Origin of the sequence: Pseudomonas sp. LH1G9, assembly GCF_002949975.1 — a bacterium.
Classification (GTDB): Bacteria; Pseudomonadota; Gammaproteobacteria; order Pseudomonadales; family Pseudomonadaceae; genus Aquipseudomonas; species Aquipseudomonas veronii.
Window position 1 is genome coordinate 4,197,856 of sequence record NZ_CP026880.1, and the last position, 15,934, is coordinate 4,213,789.

A 15,934-nucleotide genomic window follows, 5' to 3' on the forward strand; every position below is an offset into this window, starting at 1 on the left:
CGGGGTCATGCGCGTACTGATCGTTGAAGATGAAGAAAAAACCGCGGACTACCTGCATCGCGGCCTGACGGAGCAAGGCTACACCGTCGACGTGGCGCGTGAAGGCATCGAGGGTTTGCACCTGGCGCTGGAAAACGATTACGCGGTGATCGTGCTCGACGTGATGCTGCCCGGTCTCGACGGCTTCGGCGTGTTGCGTGCCCTGCGCGCGCGCAAGCAAACGCCGGTGATCATGCTCACCGCCCGCGAGCGCGTGGAAGACCGCATTCGCGGTCTGCGTGAAGGCGCCGACGATTACCTGGGCAAGCCGTTTTCGTTCCTGGAGCTGGTGGCGCGCCTGCAAGCCCTGACCCGCCGCAGTGGCGGGCACGAACCGGTGCAGGTGACGGTCGCCGACCTGTGGATCGACCTGATCAGCCGCAAGGCCAGCCGCAACGGCGTGCGCCTGGACCTGACCGCCAAGGAGTTCTCGCTGCTCAGCGTATTGGCGCGGCGCCAGGGTGAGATCCTGTCCAAGACCGCCATCGCGGAGATGGTCTGGGACATCAACTTCGACAGCGACGCCAACGTGGTCGAAGTCGCGATCAAACGCCTGCGCGCCAAGCTCGACGGGCCGTTCGAACAGAAGCTGCTGCACACCATCCGTGGCATGGGTTATGTGCTGGAGAACCGCGGTGTCAACTAACTCCATCGCGCTGCGCTTGAGTGGCATGTTCACCCTGGTGGCGCTGCTGATCTTCCTGTTGATCGGCGGCGCGCTCTATCAGCAGGTGGACCGTGGCCTGGGCCTGTTACCCGAGGCCGAACTGGATGCGCGCTACAGCGTGTTGGAGTCGTCGGTGAAGCGCTTCGGCACGCCGGAGCATTGGACCAAGATCAAGGCCAAACTCAAGTTGTTGGCCGAGGAAGACAAGCGCATCCGTTTCTGGGTGGTGAGCAGCGACCCGAACTACGAATATGGCAACCCGGACGCGCAGATCCGCGCCTTCGCCACCGGCCCGACCGGCAAGCGCGACTTGCGCCTGGCCGATCACACCGAACCGTTCAAGGTGCTGGTGAGCCAGTTCCCCGCCCAGGACCAGCGCCCGCCGTTGCGCTTCATGATCGCCATCGACACCGAAAACTTCCGCGCCACCCAGCACCACTTGCTGGTGGCGCTGATCAGCCTGGCGTTTATCGGCGTGGTGCTGGCGGCGCTGCTGGGGTTCTGGGTCTCGCGCATCGGCCTCAAGCCGCTGAGCAAACTCTCGGACGAAGCGCAGAAACTCGCACCGCCGAAGCTCTCCGGGCGCCTGCAACTGTCGCCGCTGCCGCCGGAGTTGCGTCAGTTCGTCAACTCGTTCAACGCCACCCTGGACCGCGTCGAACAGGCCTACTCGCGCCTGGAATCGTTCAATGCCGACGTCGCCCATGAACTGCGCTCGCCCCTGACCAACCTGATCGGCCAGACCCAGGTGGCCCTGACACGCGGGCGCTCGGCCGAACATTATTTCGAGGTGCTGCAATCGAACCTGGAAGAACTGGAGCGCCTGCGTTCGATCATCAACGACATGCTGTTCCTCGCCAGCGCCGACCAGGGCAGCAAGGCCACCAAGCTGATCGAAAGCTCCCTGGCCGACGAAGTGGCGACCACCCTCGACTACCTGGACTTCATCCTCGAAGACGCCCAGGTCCGGGTGCACGTCCACGGCGACGCCCAGGTGCAGATTGAAAGAGCCCACCTGCGCCGCGCACTGATCAACCTGCTGAGCAACGCCGTGCAGCACACCGCGCCAGGGCAGGTCATCGCGGTGAACATCGACGTGCGGGAGCATCAGGTGGCGATCGCCGTGACCAACCCCGGCGACGCGATTGCCAGCGAGCACCTGCCTCGGCTGTTCGAACGCTTCTATCGGGTGGACGCATCGCGCAGCAACAGCGGCGCCAACCATGGGCTGGGGCTGGCCATCGTCAAGGCGATTGCGCTGATGCATGGCGGCGATGTGTTCGTGCGCAGTGACGCCGGCGGCAACACCTTCGGTATTACCCTGCCCGTCTAACGCTTGAGAACACTTCAGACCAATGTGGGAGGGGGCTTGCCCCCGATAGTGGTGGATCAGTCAGTACTTCAGTGACTGATACACCGCCATCGGGGGCAAGCCCCCTCCCACATTGGCTTGGGCCAAAACTCTGACTGTTGCGATTTGGGCAACAGTCATTATCTTGTTACACTCTGTATCGCAGCGCTCGCCTGCGTTAATTTGACGCATCGATGAGCGCGACGGCAAAGACAGCTGACCCGCTTACCCGAACTTCCCTCGACTTTTTTCCAGGGCTCTACACTGGGAATCTGTCTTAAAGCCGCTGACTTCAGCGGCTTTTTTTTTGCCGCAAAAAAGGCCAGGCACACCCCCACGACATTGGCCGTTTCCGTTTGACCAAAGGAGCTCCACCGGTGAAGAACTCGCTGACGTTCACCCCGTTATTCCTCGCGATTACAGCAACGATCGCTCCCCTCGCCCACGCAGCAGACACCACCCCCGCCGACGGTTTCGTCGAAGGCGCAAGCCTCAAGCTCAACGCCCGCAACTACTACATGAACCGCGACCGTCACGACATCCACACCGATGACAACAAAGAATGGGGGCAGGGCTTTCTCGGCATCTTCGAATCCGGCTACACCCAGGGCACCGTCGGTTTCGGCCTGGATGCCCATGCCATGCTCGGCCTCAAGCTCGACGGCGGTGGCGGCACCGACGGCTCCAGCATCCTCCCGTATGGCAACAGTCAAGGCAGCGGCAAGGCGCCGGGGTCGTTCTCCACCGCAGGCGGCACGTTGAAGATGCGTGCGTTCGACACGGAACTGAAAGCCGGCGACCTGTTCCTCAACAACCCGGTGATCGCCGGCGGCATGACCCGCATGCTGCCCCAGACCTTTCGCGGCGTAAGCCTGACCAACCACAGCCTCGACGGCTGGATGATCGAAGGCGGCCAGGCCAGCTTCACCAAGCTCTACAACCAGAGCGGCCACCAGCGCATCGGCACCAGCTACGGCACACTGCCGGAACACACCGACAACCAGCACCTGGACTGGGCCGGCGTGTCGTTCAGTGGCGTGCCGGGACTGACCAGTAACCTGTACGCCACCGAACTCAAGGATGTGTGGCACCAGTACTACTACGACCTGGACTACACCTACGCGCTGAACGACCTGGTCAGCCTCAACCCCGGCCTGCACTACTACCACACCCAAGACAGCGGCCAGTCGTTGCTGGGTAACATCGACAACAACACCTACAGCCTGCATTTCACCGTAGCCGTGGGCAGCCATAGCGTCACCGCCGCGTACCAGCGGGTCAACGGCAACACACCGTTCGACTACATCACCCAGGGCGACAGCGTGTTCCTGGACAACTCCCAGCAATACTCGGACTTCAACGGCCCCAACGAGCGGTCGTGGAAGCTCAAGTACGCCTACGACTTCATCGGCCTCGGCATGCCGGGCCTGACCACTGCCGTGTCCTACAGCAGCGGTAAGACCGACCTGAGCAAAGTCGATCCCACCAGTCGGGGCTACAGCGCCTGGTACAGCGCCGACGGCCAGGACGCCAAGCACTGGGAACGAGACATCGACGTGAAATACGTGGTGCAGGGCGGCAAGGCCAAGGATCTGTCCCTGCGCCTGCAATGGGCGACCAACCGCGGCAGCAATGGCTACTCGGCGGTAGATCGGGATGTGGATGAATACCGGGTGATCGTCGACTATCCGATCAACGTGTTCTAAGCCGCCGCACTTTCTTTTCAACCAAACACTCAATTTTCATCGGGTAGAACTAAACTGCCAGCATCTTCACCGTTGAAGTCTGCCCGATGAGTCCACGCCCTTTTCGTACCCCACCTGAACGCGCAGAATTATTGTTGATGCTGGGCAGCGGCTTCACCGTCGCATTGATTGTGATTATCGTCGCAGTGCTGTTGATCCGCGAACACGCCAGCACCCTGCAGGCGGCGAAACGCTCAACCACCAACATCACCCAACTGATCAACGCCGATGTGCTGCGTAACGTCGAGCTATACGACCTCGCGCTGCAAGGGTTGATCGCCGCCACGCAACGCACGGATTTGTCCAAGGTATCGGGGGATATCCGGCATCTGGTGCAATTCGAGCTGTCGACGGCCGCGCCGTTCAAAGACCAAGTGCTGTTGCTGGACGCCAATGGCGCCGTCGTTGCTGACTCTTCGACGCTCAAGCCGACCTCGCGTAATTTGGCTGATCGCGACTACTTCCTCGTGCATAAAATCACCAACCAGAACGACCTGTTCATCAGCCGGCCGTTCATGATTCAGTGCCATTGCGAGCAAGTCTGGCGCATCGCGTTCAGCCGCCGCGTCACCGGCGCCAACGGCGAGTTCCTCGGGGTCGCGGTGGCCACCATGCGCCTGGCGTACTTCGATCAGTTGTTCAACAGCCTCGCCATCGGCAATAGCAGCTCGGTCAACCTGTTGAGCAGCCACGGCATTCTCCTGGCCCAGCAACCGCTGCTGGAGCGCGACATGATCAACAAGGACCTGAGTGATCGCCCCAACTTCAAGCGCATGTTGCGCGAAGGAAGCGGCAGCTTTCGGGCCATCTCGACCATCACCGACAAGGAGCGCCTGTATACCTTCACCAATGTCGGCGAGCTGCCGCTGATTGTGGTCGTGGCGTTGTCCAGTGAGGACGTGTTCGCGCCATGGAAGCGCGCGGCGACGCTGACCGGCGGCGCCACCGGCATCCTGTGTATCGGCCTGTTATGGCTGACCTGGATGCTGCGCCGGGAACTGCGCCGCCGTTTTCGCGCGGAGAAGGTGCTGTCAGAACTGGCAGCCACCGACGCGCTCACCGGCCTGGCCAACCGGCGCATTCTGGACCAACGCCTGCGCCTGGAATGGGACCGCGCCCAGCGCTCCGCCGAACCGCTGACGCTGTTGATGATTGACGTCGACCACTTCAAGGCATTCAACGACCGTCATGGCCATCACGGCGGCGATGAGGCGTTGCGCAACGTCGCCCAGGTGATCGGCGGCAACATCCGTCGCCCGGCCGACCTGGCCGCACGTTATGGCGGTGAAGAGTTTGCTGTGGTATTGCCGTCTACCGATATCAGGGGCGCATGGCTAATCGCCGAGCATATCCGCCGCGGCGTCGAGCACTTGCCACGGGTGGAAGGGGATGAACGGCCGATTACCGTGAGCATTGGCCTGAGTACGTGGGACAAGCGCAGTCGCATGTCCCTGGAGGACTTGCAGCTCAGTGCGGACCGCGCGCTGTATGAAGCCAAGCACAGTGGGCGCAATTGCATCGTGGAGGCAACGGCGCGATGACTGAGGCAAACAGGCCATTGTGGCTCGCTCGCCACGGGAAATAAAAAGGGCCACCCGAAGGCAGCCCTTAAAAACTAAAGAAAGAGAGTTGTTACTTACACCGCCGCAACGGGACGCATGTAAGAGATCGGTGCGGTGCTGGCATCTTCGAAGGTCACGACTTCCCAAGCATCTGTCTGCTCAATCAACTTGCGCAGCAGCTGGTTGTTAAGGGCGTGGCCCGACTTGAAGCCTTTGAACTCGCCTATCAGGCTATTGCCCAGCAGGTAGAGGTCACCGATTGCATCGAGGATCTTGTGCTTCACGAATTCGTCTTCATAGCGAAGGCCGTCTTCGTTCAGTACACCATCCGCGTCGACCACAATGGCGTTTTCAACGCTGCCGCCGAGTGCGAGGTTGTGCTTGCGCAGGTACTCGATGTCACTCATGAAACCAAAGGTGCGGGCGCGGCTGACTTCTTTTACGAACGAAGTGCTGGAAAAATCCACGCTTGCGCTTTGGGTACGGTCGCGAAATACCGGGTGATCGAAATCGATCTCAAAGCTCACTTTAAAGCCTTCGAACGGGACGAAGGTGGCGCGCTTGTCGCCGTCTTCTACTGTCACTTCCCGCAGAATGCGAATGAACTTCTTGGCTGCGTCCTGTTCTTCCAGGCCGGCAGATTGAATCAAGAATACGAAGGGACCAGCGCTGCCATCCATGATGGGGACTTCGGACGCGGAGAGCTCGACGTAGGCGTTATCGATGCCCAGGCCAGCCATGGCCGAGAGCAAGTGCTCCACCGTGTCCACCTTGACGTCACCGTTGACCAATGTGGTCGACATCGTGGTTTCGCCGACGTTTTCCGCGCGAGCAGGAATCTGCACCACAGGGTCCAGGTCGGCACGAACAAACACGATGCCGGTGTCGACAGGTGCAGGTTTGAGGGTCAGGTATACCTTCTCCCCGGAGTGCAGACCTACACCTGTGGCACGAATAATATTCTTCAGGGTGCGTTGTTTAATCATGGCTTGGACCGCTTCAGCGCAAATTGCGAACTGGTATCAACAAAGGCTGGCGATAATAGCAGACCAGACCTTTGCTGAACACCAATCACCTTCATAGCCCTGATACATTCCATTAATCGGCCTGACGACGCAGGAATGCCGGGATGTCCAGGTAGTCCAGGTCATCTTGCGGATTCGGGCTACGGGACGCTGCAGCACCGGCCTGAGCCTGATTGCGCATCACGGTCGGACGGTCCAGATCACGGTAGTTCACCGACGGCAGTTCCTGACGCGCAGGCGCTGGAGCGGCAGCCGCTTGGCTGGCGTGGCTGTTGTGGCCGGTATGAACGGTATTGTCGATGACCTTTACAGGCTTCTCGATTTTTGCGCCCAGGCCGGTCGCGACCACGGTCACATGCAGTTCGTCGCGCATGTCCGGATCGATCACGGTGCCGACTTTGACCATCGCGTGCTCGGAAGCGAAGGCTTCGATGATGCTACCCACGTCGGAGTACTCACCCAGGGACAGGTCAGGACCGGCGGTGATGTTCACCAGGATGCCGCGTGCGCCTTGCAGGTTCACGTCTTCGAGCAACGGGTTGCGGATGGCCGCTTCGGTGGCTTCACGCGCACGGTTCGGACCGCTGGCGCAGCCAGTGCCCATCATCGCCATGCCCATTTCGCTCATCACGGTACGCACGTCGGCAAAGTCGACGTTGATCATGCCCGGGCGCTTGATGATGTCGGAGATACCGCGAACGGCACCGGCCAGTACATCGTCAGCCTTGGCGAACGCGGACAGCAGGCTCGCGTCCTTGCCCAGGATGGTCAGCAGCTTCTCGTTGGGGATGGTGATCAACGAGTCGACGCTTTCAGACAGCAGACGGATACCTTCGTCGGCGATCTGCATGCGCTTGCGGCCTTCGAACGGGAACGGACGGGTCACGACCGCGACCGTCAGAATCCCCATTTCCTTGGCCACTTCGGCGATGATCGGCGCTGCGCCGGTACCGGTACCGCCGCCCATGCCGGTGGTGATGAACACCATGTTGGTGCCTTGCAGCACTTCGGCGATACGCTCGCGGTCTTCCAGCGCGGCTTGACGGCCGACTTCCGGGTTGGCGCCAGCGCCGAGGCCCTTGGTCACGGCGGTGCCCAATTGCAGGATGGTCCGCGCGCCGATGCTCTTCAGCGCCTGGGCATCAGTGTTGGCGCAGATGAATTCAACGCCTTCAATGTTGCTCTTGACCATATGGTTGACAGCGTTGCCGCCGCCACCGCCGACACCGATCACTTTGATGACCGGGCTGGCGGGGATGTTGTCTACGAGTTCGAACATTTTCCCTCTCCTTTCGTGTTCTCTAGTTTTTTCGCCTACTGCTTTTTTACGGTGTTGCGGTAAATCGTTAGAAATTGCCTTTGACCCAAGCCTGCAACCGTTCGAACAACGGTGCTTTCGCTTCGTCGTCGCCGCGGTAGCTGTCGCGGATGCTCGGCCCCGACAGGGAAATGCCGTCGGTCTGCTTTTGCAGCCCGTACAACAGCAAGCCCACACCGGTGGAATAAATCGGGTTGCGCACCACGTCGCCCAGGCCTTTGACGCCATGGGGCACGCCCAGGCGAACTGGCATGTGGAAGATCTCTTCGGCCAGTTCGACCGCGCCTTCCATCTTCGAGGTGCCACCGGTCAGCACGATGCCGGCCGGGATCAAATCTTCGTAGCCGCTGCGGCGCAGTTCCGCCTGGATCAGGGTGAACAGCTCGTCGTAACGCGGCTCGACCACTTCGGCCAGGGCCTGGCGCGACAGCTCGCGCGGTGGACGGTCGCCCACGCTCGGCACCTTGATGGTTTCACCGGCACCGGCCAGTTTGGCCAGGGCGCAGGCATAGCGGATCTTGATCTCTTCGGCGTACTGCGTCGGTGTGCGCAACGCCATGGCGATGTCGTTGGTGACCTGGTCGCCGGCGATCGGGATCACGGCGGTGTGACGGATCGCACCCTCGGTGAAGATCGCGATGTCGGTGGTGCCGCCGCCGATGTCGACCAGGCACACGCCCAGTTCTTTTTCGTCGTCGGTCAGTACCGAGTAGGCCGAAGCCAGTTGCTCGAGAATGATGTCGTCGATTTCCAGGCCGCAGCGACGCACGCACTTTTCAATGTTCTGTGCGGCATTGACCGCGCAGGTCACCACGTGGACCTTGGCTTCCAGGCGCACGCCTGACATGCCCAGGGGCTCGCGCACGCCTTCCTGGTTGTCGATCACGTAGTCCTGCGGCAGGGTGTGCAGCACGCGCTGGTCCGCCGGGATCGCCACGGCCTGGGCGGCGTCGAGTACGCGCTCAAGGTCGGCCGCGCTGACTTCGCGGTCGCGGATCGCCACGATGCCGTGGGAGTTCAGGCTGCGGATGTGATTGCCCGCCACGCCGACGAACGCCGAGTGAATCCGGCAACCTGCCATCAGCTGCGCTTCTTCGATGGCGCGCTGGATCGATTGCACGGTGGACTCGATGTTCACCACCACGCCCTTCTTCAGGCCCCGTGACGGATGCGTGCCAATACCGACGATTTCGATCGTGCCGTCTTCCCCGACCTCGCCCACCAGCGCCACCACCTTGGAGGTGCCGATATCGAGACCGACGATCATTTTGCCGCTTTGCACGTTTGCCATGGGTCCTGCCTCTTCTTAATTCTTCGCGACAGCGGGTTGCGCTGCCGTGGGCGCAGCCGGTTCACGCCAGCCGACGGCAAGGCCGTTGGCGTAACGCAGGTCGACGCTCGCAATGTTCGTAATCTGTTCTTTCAAGGTCTTTTCATAGATGGCAATAAAGCGGCGCATCTTTTCCACCAAGCGGTCGCGTCCCAGCAACAACTCGATGCCCGGGCCGGAACTGCCTGCCCCGGTCGTCAAAAACCAGCTGCCCCGTTCACGCAATTCCAGGCGTGCAATGGAGAAGCCCAGCGGCCGCAGCATCTGGCTCAAGGCCTGGTACTGCTGCATCACTTGCTGCTGCGCCCGCTGCGGCCCGAACAGCTGCGGCAGGTGCTCGTAATTGGCCAGCTCACGCGGGGTGAACGCCTGGCCCTGGTTGTTCAACAGTGCCTCATCGCCCCAACGGGCCACGGGCAGTTGTTCTTCCAGGCGGATCGTCACCTGGTCCGGCCATACACGGCGGACTTCGGCGTGGGCGATCCACGGCATCTGCTCCAGCTCCCGGCGCATGCCGGCCAGGTCGATGGTGAAGAAGCTCGCCGCCAGGAACGGGCCGATGCGCTGCTGCACCGCTTGCTGGCTGATGTAGCTCAAGTCGCCCTGCACGCTGATCTTGGTGATCGGCCGGTCGGCATAAGGCAATAGACGCTGCGCGCCTTCGTAAGTGCCGAAGCCCAACACCACCAGCAACACCGGCCAGAACAGCGCCTTGAGGAAACCAAAGTTGGCTTTCGGCAGGCGCGCCGACATCGGCTCTTTAGCCACCATTCGGCTGGCACCCCGTGGCACCGGCTTGCGGCCGGGTGCGGGTGGGGGCTGATGACGAAGCGATGCGCCTTTCATGTCTTAGCCTCGCTGCCTTTCTTCACCGGCAACGCTGGCCGCCAGGATCGCCAGCACCAACTGCTGGAAATCCAGGCCGGCTGCGCGCGCGGCCATAGGGACCAGGCTGTGGTCGGTCATGCCCGGTGCGGTGTTGACTTCCAGGAACCAGAAATTCCCTTGGTCGTCCTGCATCACGTCTGCCCGCGCCCAACCGGCGATACCCAGCGCCTCACAGGCTTTCGCCGTGAGGTCCATCAATTCCTGTTCTTTGCTTGCGTCAAGGCCGCAGGGGATCCGGTACTGGGTATCGGAAGCCAGGTACTTGGCGTCGTAATCGTAAAAGGTGTGGGGCGTGCCCAAGGCGATGGGCGGCAATACCTGCCCACGCAGGGTGGCGATGGTGTACTCGGGACCTTGGATCCACTGTTCCACCAACACTTGCGAATCGTAGGTACTTGCCGCTTTCCATGCGTCGATCAATTCGGCGGCCGAGTTCACTTTAGCCATGCCGATACTGGAGCCTTCATGGGCTGGTTTGACGATCAAAGGCAGGCCCAGTTCCTTGGCTGCGGAAATACAATCGTCTTCGCTGCACAGCACACTGTGACGCGGGGTAGGAATTCCCAGGCTGTGCCACACCTGCTTGGTGCGCAACTTGTCCATGGCCAGCGCCGAGGCGAGGATGCCGCTGCCGGTGTAAGGAATCCCGGCGCACTCCAGCAGGCCTTGCATGCTGCCGTCTTCACCGCCACGGCCGTGCAGGATGATGAAGGCGCGGTCGATCTTCTCGGCCTGCAGGCGCGCGAGGAAGTCGTCGCCCACGTCGATCCCGAACGCATTCACGCCCGCGCTTTGCAGCGCTTCGAGCACGGCGTTGCCGGACTTGAGCGACACTTCGCGCTCAGCGCTCTTACCGCCGAACAGCACGGCCACGCGGCCGAAGTCGGCAGGGGCGATGGTGGAGAACAGGGAGGCGTAGTTCGTGGTCATTTCGACTTCCCCTGTTCAGCAGCGAGCGCTTTTTTTACGAACAAGGAGCTCGCCAGCAATTTAGGCGCAAGGCCGCCGATATCACCGGCACCCTGGCACAGCAGGATGTCGCCGGCGCGCAGCAGCGGCTTGACGATCGGCGCCAGGTCCACACCGCGCTCGATGTAGATCGGGTCCAACTGGCCACGCTGACGGATGCTGTTGCACAGTTTGCGGCTGTCCGCCCCGGGGATCGGTTCTTCACCGGCCGGGTAGACTTCCATCAGCAGCAGCACGTTGGCATCGGCCAGTACATTGACGAAATCGTCATACAGGTCGCGGGTGCGGCTGTAGCGGTGCGGCTGGTAGACCATCACCAGGCGACGCTCCGGCCAACCACCGCGCACGGCCTTGATCACGGCGGCGACTTCGGTCGGGTGGTGACCGTAGTCGTCCACCAGCATCACCTCGCCACCTTCCACCGGCAGTTGCCCGTAGACCTGGAAGCGCCGGCCCACGCCGGCAAAGCCCGACAGGCCCTCGACAATGGCTTCATCGCTGACGCCTTCATCGGAGGCAATGCAGATGGTCGCCAGGGAATTGAGCACGTTGTGGTTGCCCGGCATGTTCACCGACACGTCCAGCGGTTCGCGGTCCGGGCGCAGCACGGTGAAGAACGTCTGCATGCCTTGCTGGCGCACATTGATCGCGCGCACGTCGGCGTCTTCGCTGAAGCCGTAGGTCACGGTCGGACGCTTGACCAGCGGCAGGATCTCGCGCACCACCGGGTCATCCAGGCACACCACCGCCAAACCGTAGAACGGCAGGTTATGCAGGAACTCGACGAAGGTTTTCTTCAACTTGTTGAAGTCGCCGTCGTAGGTCGCCATGTGGTCGGCGTCGATGTTGGTGACCACGGCCACCAGCGGTTGCAGGTGCAGGAAGCTGGCATCGCTTTCGTCGGCTTCGGCGATCAGGTAGCGGCTGGTGCCCAGTTGCGCATTGGTGCCAGCTGCATTCAGGCGGCCACCGATCACAAAGGTCGGGTCCAGGCCACCAGCGGCGAACACCGAGGCGATCAGGCTGGTGGTGGTGGTCTTGCCGTGGGTACCGGCGACGGCAATGCCATGGCGGTAGCGCATCAGCTCGGCCAGCATCTCGGCGCGGGGCACCACGGGAATGCGGCGCTCAAGGGCGCTGGCAACTTCCGGGTTTGAGGTGTTCACGGCGCTGGACACCACCAGCACGTCGGCCTCGACGGCGTTCTCGGCGCGGTGGCCGATGAAGATTTTCGCGCCGAAGGACTTCAGGCGCTCGGTAACCGGCGACTCTTTCAAGTCGGAGCCGGACACCTGGTAGCCCAGGTTCAGCAACACTTCGGCAATGCCACACATGCCCACACCGCCGATCCCGACGAAGTGGATACGACGGATGCGGCGCATTTCCGGTTGCGGCATGGCTTTCTGATTCTCAACCATGGGCCACCTCCAGGCAGATATCGACCACGGTGCGGGTTGCGTCAGGTTTGGCCAGGCGGCGTGCGGTACACGCCATGCTGTTGAGTCGTTCCGGTTGCATCAAAACCTCGGTCAGGCGTGCGGCCAAATCGGCGGCGCCAGTCGTTCTTTGCGGCAGTAGGAAGGCAGCGCCCTCCCCGGCCAAATATTCGGCGTTGCGGGTCTGGTGATCGTCGATCGCATGGGGCAAAGGCACCAGCAAGGACGGCAGACCGGCGGCGGCCAGTTCACTGACGGTCAGCGCACCAGCGCGACAGACCACCAGGTCGGCCCAGCCATAGGCTTGGGCCATGTCTTTGATGAAGGGCTGCACATCAGCCTCGACACCGGCCTCGCGATAACGCGTGGCGGTGACTTCATCGTGGTTCTTGCCGGCCTGGTGAAAGACCTGCGGGCGCACGTCCACCGGCAACTGCGCCAGCGCTTGCGGCAGCAATTTGTTCAGCGGCTCGGCGCCCAGGCTCCCGCCCAGGATCAGCAGGTGCGCCTTGCGCCCGACCAAGGGCTGCCGGGCAATGTCCATAAACAGCTCGGTGCGTACCGGGTTGCCGGTGGTGCGGCGTTTGTCCGAGGCGCCGAAGGTATTCGGGAACGCTTCGCACACCCGCGCCGCCAGCGGCACCAGCAAGCGGTTGGCGGTGCCGGCGACAGCGTTCTGCTCATGCACGATCACCGGCACGCCCGCGAGCCTCGCCGCGACGCCGCCGGGGCCGGTCACATAACCGCCGAAACCGAGCACACACACAGGCTGCAATTCACGGATGACCTTGCGCGCCTGCCACACCGCCTTGAGCAACACGAACGGTGCCTTGAGCAGCGACAGCTTGCCCTTGCCGCGCAGGCCGGTAACGTTGATCAGATGCAACGGCAAGCCGGCGTTCGGCACCAGTTCGTTTTCGATGCCACGCGGCGTTCCCAGCCAATGCACGCTGTAGCCACGGCTCTGGAATTCGCGCGCACAGGCCAGGGCCGGGAACACGTGGCCCCCGGTGCCGCCCGCCATGATCAGCACGTTAGCGCCCATGGGTCGGCTCCTCGGCGAAGTCGCTTTCGCTGAACTCCATCTCTTCGCTGCCCAGGTGGGTTCGACTCTCCCACTCGATGCGCAGCAACAAGCCAAGACAGGCACAGCAGATCACCAACGAACTGCCGCCGTAACTGAGGAACGGCAAGGTCAGGCCCTTGGTCGGCAGCAGGCCGACGTTCACGCCGATATTGATCAGGAACTGGCCGATCCACAGGAACGACAAGCCATACGCCACATACGCAGCGAAATACTGTTTGGCCTTCTCGGCCCACAAGCCGATGTACATGCCGCGCACACACACGAACACGAACAGCGCGACGGTACACAGCGAACCGACCACGCCCAGCTCTTCGGCGAGCACCGAGAACACGAAGTCGGTGTGCGCTTCCGGCAGGTAGAATTGTTTCTGCACGCTGTTGCCCAGGCCCACGCCCAGCCACTCGCCGCGACCGAAGGCGATCAGCGCCTGGGTCAACTGGTAGCCGGAGCCGAACTGGTCGGACCACGGGTCGGTAAAGGTGATCAGACGGGCCATCCGATAAGGTTGCGCCTGCACCAGCACGGTCACGGCAGCCACCGCCAGCACCACCATCAAGGTGAAGCGGAACAGCCCGACACCCCCGAGGAACAGCATCGCCGCAGCGGCGCCCATCATCACTACGGTGGCCCCGAAGTCGGGTTCCATCAGCAACAGGCCGGCCATGGGCAGCAGCACGATGAACGGCTTGAAGAAGCCCATCCAGCTTTCACGCACTTCTTTCTGACGCCGCACCAGGTAGCCGGCGAGGTAGATCACCACGAACACCTTGGCGATTTCCGACGGCTGCACGTTGAATGCCCCGAAGCCGATCCAGCGCATCGAACCGTTCACCTCGCGGCCGATGCCGGGCAGGATCACCATGATCAGCAAGCCAAACGCACCGATCAGCATCAGCCAGCCCAGACGCTGCCAGGTGGCGATGGGGATCATCATGGTGACGATGCACGCGCCGAGGCCGATCACCAGGTACACCAGGTGACGGATCATCATGTACAGGGTGTTGCCCGACTGCACGGCCGCCACTTCGGAGGACGCCGACGTGATCATCACCAGCCCAAGGCCGAGCAAAGCCAGGCAACCGGCGAGCATCGGGAAGTCGAGGTCGATGCCGCGCCCGGTAATGATCGGCGACGGGTACGGCTTGATGATGTTACGGAGGTTGAGATTCATGCCAAGGCCTCCACGGCGCGGGCGAACAGCTGGCCGCGCTCTTCGTAGTTCTTGAACATGTCGAAACTGGCGCACGCCGGCGACAGCAGCACCGCATCACCCGGCTGGGCCAGGGCTTTGCACTGGGCAATCGCGTCGTCGAGCGAGCTGGCGCGCACTTGCGGCACCGCATCACCGAGGGCGGCGGCGATCAAGTCGGCATCGCGGCCCATCAGCACCACGGCGCGGCAATGGGCGGCCACCGGCCCCTTGAGGTCCTTGAAGTCGGCGCCTTTGCCGTCGCCACCGGCGATCAGCAACAGCTTGCCGTCGATATCGGCACCCAGGCCTTCGATGGCGGCCAGGGCCGCACCGACGTTGGTGGCCTTGGAGTCGTTGTAATAGCTGACGCCATCGACGTCGCGGACCCACTGGCAGCGATGCTCGAGGCCGCCGAAGGTGCGCAGGCTCGCGAGCATGGCATCGAACGGCAAGCCTACGGCATGCCCCAGCGCCAAGGCCGCCAGGGCGTTGGATTGGTTGTGGGCGCCACGGATTTTCAGCTCGCGCACCGGCATCAGGTTCTGGAATTCGAAGGCCAGGTATTTCTCGCCGTTCTCTTCACGGATACCGAAGGCCTTGAAGTCGGGTTTGCCCAGGCCGAAGGTCCAGCACGGCAGGCCCTCGCCCATCAGCGGACGGCTCAGGGCATCCTGGCGGTTGACCACCACTTGTTTGGCGCCGCGGAAGATCCGGTGCTTGGCCAGGTGATAGGCCGGCAGGCCGCTGTAGCGGTCCATGTGGTCTTCGCTGACGTTCAATACGGTGGCCACTTCAGCGCCCAGGTCGTGGGTGGTTTCCAGCTGGAAGCTCGACAGTTCCATCACGTACAGCTCGACGTCGTCGCTGAGCAGGTCCAGCGCCGGGGTGCCGAGGTTGCCGCCCACGGCCACGCGCTTGCCGGCCGCAGCCGCCATCTCGCCGACCAGGGTGGTCACGGTGCTTTTCGCGTTGGAACCGCTGATCGCGACGATCGGCGCCTTCGCGTTACGCGCGAACAGGTCGATATCGCCGGACAGCTTCACGCCACGCGCCGCCGCGGCTTGCAGGGCCGGTGTCGCCAGGGCCAGGCCGGGGCTCACGTAGAGCTCGTCGGCACGGCACAGAAACTCGACATCCAACTCGCCACAACGCACTTCCACGTGCGGGTAGTCACGGCGCAGCGTGACCAGCTCCGGTGGATTTTCCCGCGTATCGGCGACGGCAAACGACGTGCCCTGGTTCGCCAGGAAGCGAACCAGGGACATGCCGCTCTTGCCGAGGCCGACAACGATGCGGAAGTGGTCTGAAGCGATCAGGGACACTCG

General features: G+C 62.5%; 13 protein-coding genes. 4 read left to right on the forward strand and 9 right to left on the reverse strand.

Annotation, left to right across the window (positions count from 1 at the left end; all coding sequences use genetic code 11):
• The first annotated feature begins 7 nt into the window (after nucleotides 1–7).
• The 4 genes from C5F70_RS19405 to C5F70_RS19420 all read left to right on the forward strand — a co-directional run bounded on the left by C5F70_RS19405 (nucleotide 8) and on the right by C5F70_RS19420 (nucleotide 5,343).
• Nucleotides 8–685, forward strand: a complete 678-nt coding sequence (locus tag C5F70_RS19405; protein ID WP_104903891.1) for a heavy metal response regulator transcription factor — start codon at nucleotides 8–10, stop codon at nucleotides 683–685.
• Nucleotides 675–2,039, forward strand: coding sequence for a heavy metal sensor histidine kinase (locus C5F70_RS19410; protein ID WP_104903892.1), 1,365 nt, complete (start codon nucleotides 675–677; stop codon nucleotides 2,037–2,039). Before C5F70_RS19405 ends, C5F70_RS19410 begins: the two co-directional genes overlap by 11 nt.
• Nucleotides 2,040–2,434: 395 nt before the next feature.
• Complete coding sequence (locus C5F70_RS19415; RefSeq protein ID WP_104903893.1) at nucleotides 2,435–3,763, forward strand: OprD family porin; 1,329 nt, start codon at nucleotides 2,435–2,437, stop codon at nucleotides 3,761–3,763.
• An 86-nt stretch (nucleotides 3,764–3,849) separates the two neighbouring features.
• On the forward strand, nucleotides 3,850–5,343 hold the full coding sequence (locus C5F70_RS19420; RefSeq protein ID WP_046484587.1) for a sensor domain-containing diguanylate cyclase: 1,494 nt from the start codon (nucleotides 3,850–3,852) through the stop codon (nucleotides 5,341–5,343).
• Nucleotides 5,344–5,438: 95 nt separating this feature from the next.
• Here the strand turns inward: C5F70_RS19420 and lpxC are convergent, their stop codons facing one another.
• The 9 genes from lpxC to murD all read right to left on the reverse strand — a co-directional run bounded on the left by lpxC (nucleotide 5,439) and on the right by murD (nucleotide 15,931).
• Entirely contained in the window at nucleotides 5,439–6,350 is a 912-nt protein-coding gene (gene lpxC / locus C5F70_RS19425) for a UDP-3-O-acyl-N-acetylglucosamine deacetylase (RefSeq protein ID WP_003171886.1), read from the reverse strand.
• Between the two features lie 112 nt (nucleotides 6,351–6,462).
• Nucleotides 6,463–7,668 carry a cell division protein FtsZ gene (gene ftsZ, locus C5F70_RS19430; RefSeq protein ID WP_017845922.1) on the reverse strand — a complete coding sequence of 402 codons (1,206 nt, stop codon included), beginning with the start codon at nucleotides 7,666–7,668 and terminating at the stop codon, nucleotides 6,463–6,465.
• A gap of 67 nt (nucleotides 7,669–7,735) precedes the next feature.
• Nucleotides 7,736–8,998, reverse strand: a complete 1,263-nt coding sequence (ftsA, locus tag C5F70_RS19435) for a cell division protein FtsA (protein ID WP_017845923.1) — start codon at nucleotides 8,996–8,998, stop codon at nucleotides 7,736–7,738.
• Nucleotides 8,999–9,013: 15 nt separating this feature from the next.
• The gene (locus C5F70_RS19440) at nucleotides 9,014–9,883 is read right to left on the reverse strand and encodes a cell division protein FtsQ/DivIB (RefSeq protein ID WP_026139894.1); all 870 of its coding nucleotides are present in this window, start codon (nucleotides 9,881–9,883) and stop codon (nucleotides 9,014–9,016) included.
• Between the two features lie 3 nt (nucleotides 9,884–9,886).
• Complete coding sequence (locus tag C5F70_RS19445) at nucleotides 9,887–10,855, reverse strand: D-alanine--D-alanine ligase (protein ID WP_017845925.1); 969 nt, start codon at nucleotides 10,853–10,855, stop codon at nucleotides 9,887–9,889.
• Complete coding sequence (gene murC, locus C5F70_RS19450; RefSeq protein WP_046484593.1) at nucleotides 10,852–12,312, reverse strand: UDP-N-acetylmuramate--L-alanine ligase; 1,461 nt, start codon at nucleotides 12,310–12,312, stop codon at nucleotides 10,852–10,854. Before murC ends, C5F70_RS19445 begins: the two co-directional genes overlap by 4 nt.
• Nucleotides 12,305–13,375, reverse strand: coding sequence for an undecaprenyldiphospho-muramoylpentapeptide beta-N-acetylglucosaminyltransferase (gene murG / locus C5F70_RS19455; RefSeq protein WP_102617122.1), 1,071 nt, complete (start codon nucleotides 13,373–13,375; stop codon nucleotides 12,305–12,307). Before murG ends, murC begins: the two co-directional genes overlap by 8 nt.
• Nucleotides 13,365–14,588, reverse strand: coding sequence for a putative lipid II flippase FtsW (gene ftsW, locus C5F70_RS19460; RefSeq protein WP_017845928.1), 1,224 nt, complete (start codon nucleotides 14,586–14,588; stop codon nucleotides 13,365–13,367). The genes murG and ftsW overlap by 11 nt, the downstream gene beginning before the upstream one ends.
• Nucleotides 14,585–15,931 (reverse strand): UDP-N-acetylmuramoyl-L-alanine--D-glutamate ligase, encoded by a 1,347-nt coding sequence (gene murD, locus C5F70_RS19465; protein WP_104903894.1) that lies wholly within the window; start codon nucleotides 15,929–15,931, stop codon nucleotides 14,585–14,587. Before murD ends, ftsW begins: the two co-directional genes overlap by 4 nt.
• Nucleotides 15,932–15,934 lie beyond the last annotated feature (3 nt).

Bases quoted from the DNA above. Each gene is read 5' to 3' on its own strand.
- C5F70_RS19405 (WP_104903891.1), top strand. From the start codon at position 8: ATGCGCGTACTGATCGTTGAAGATGAAGAAAAAACCGCGGACTACCTG.
- C5F70_RS19420 (WP_046484587.1), top strand. From the start codon at position 3,850: ATGAGTCCACGCCCTTTTCGTACCCCACCTGAACGCGCAGAATTATTG.
- lpxC (WP_003171886.1), bottom strand. From the start codon at position 6,350: ATGATTAAACAACGCACCCTGAAGAATATTATTCGTGCCACAGGTGTA.
- ftsZ (WP_017845922.1), bottom strand. From the start codon at position 7,668: ATGTTCGAACTCGTAGACAACATCCCCGCCAGCCCGGTCATCAAAGTG.
- ftsA (WP_017845923.1), bottom strand. From the start codon at position 8,998: ATGGCAAACGTGCAAAGCGGCAAAATGATCGTCGGTCTCGATATCGGC.
- C5F70_RS19440 (WP_026139894.1), bottom strand. From the start codon at position 9,883: ATGAAAGGCGCATCGCTTCGTCATCAGCCCCCACCCGCACCCGGCCGC.
- C5F70_RS19445 (WP_017845925.1), bottom strand. From the start codon at position 10,855: ATGACCACGAACTACGCCTCCCTGTTCTCCACCATCGCCCCTGCCGAC.
- murC (WP_046484593.1), bottom strand. From the start codon at position 12,312: ATGGTTGAGAATCAGAAAGCCATGCCGCAACCGGAAATGCGCCGCATC.
- murG (WP_102617122.1), bottom strand. From the start codon at position 13,375: ATGGGCGCTAACGTGCTGATCATGGCGGGCGGCACCGGGGGCCACGTG.
- ftsW (WP_017845928.1), bottom strand. From the start codon at position 14,588: ATGAATCTCAACCTCCGTAACATCATCAAGCCGTACCCGTCGCCGATC.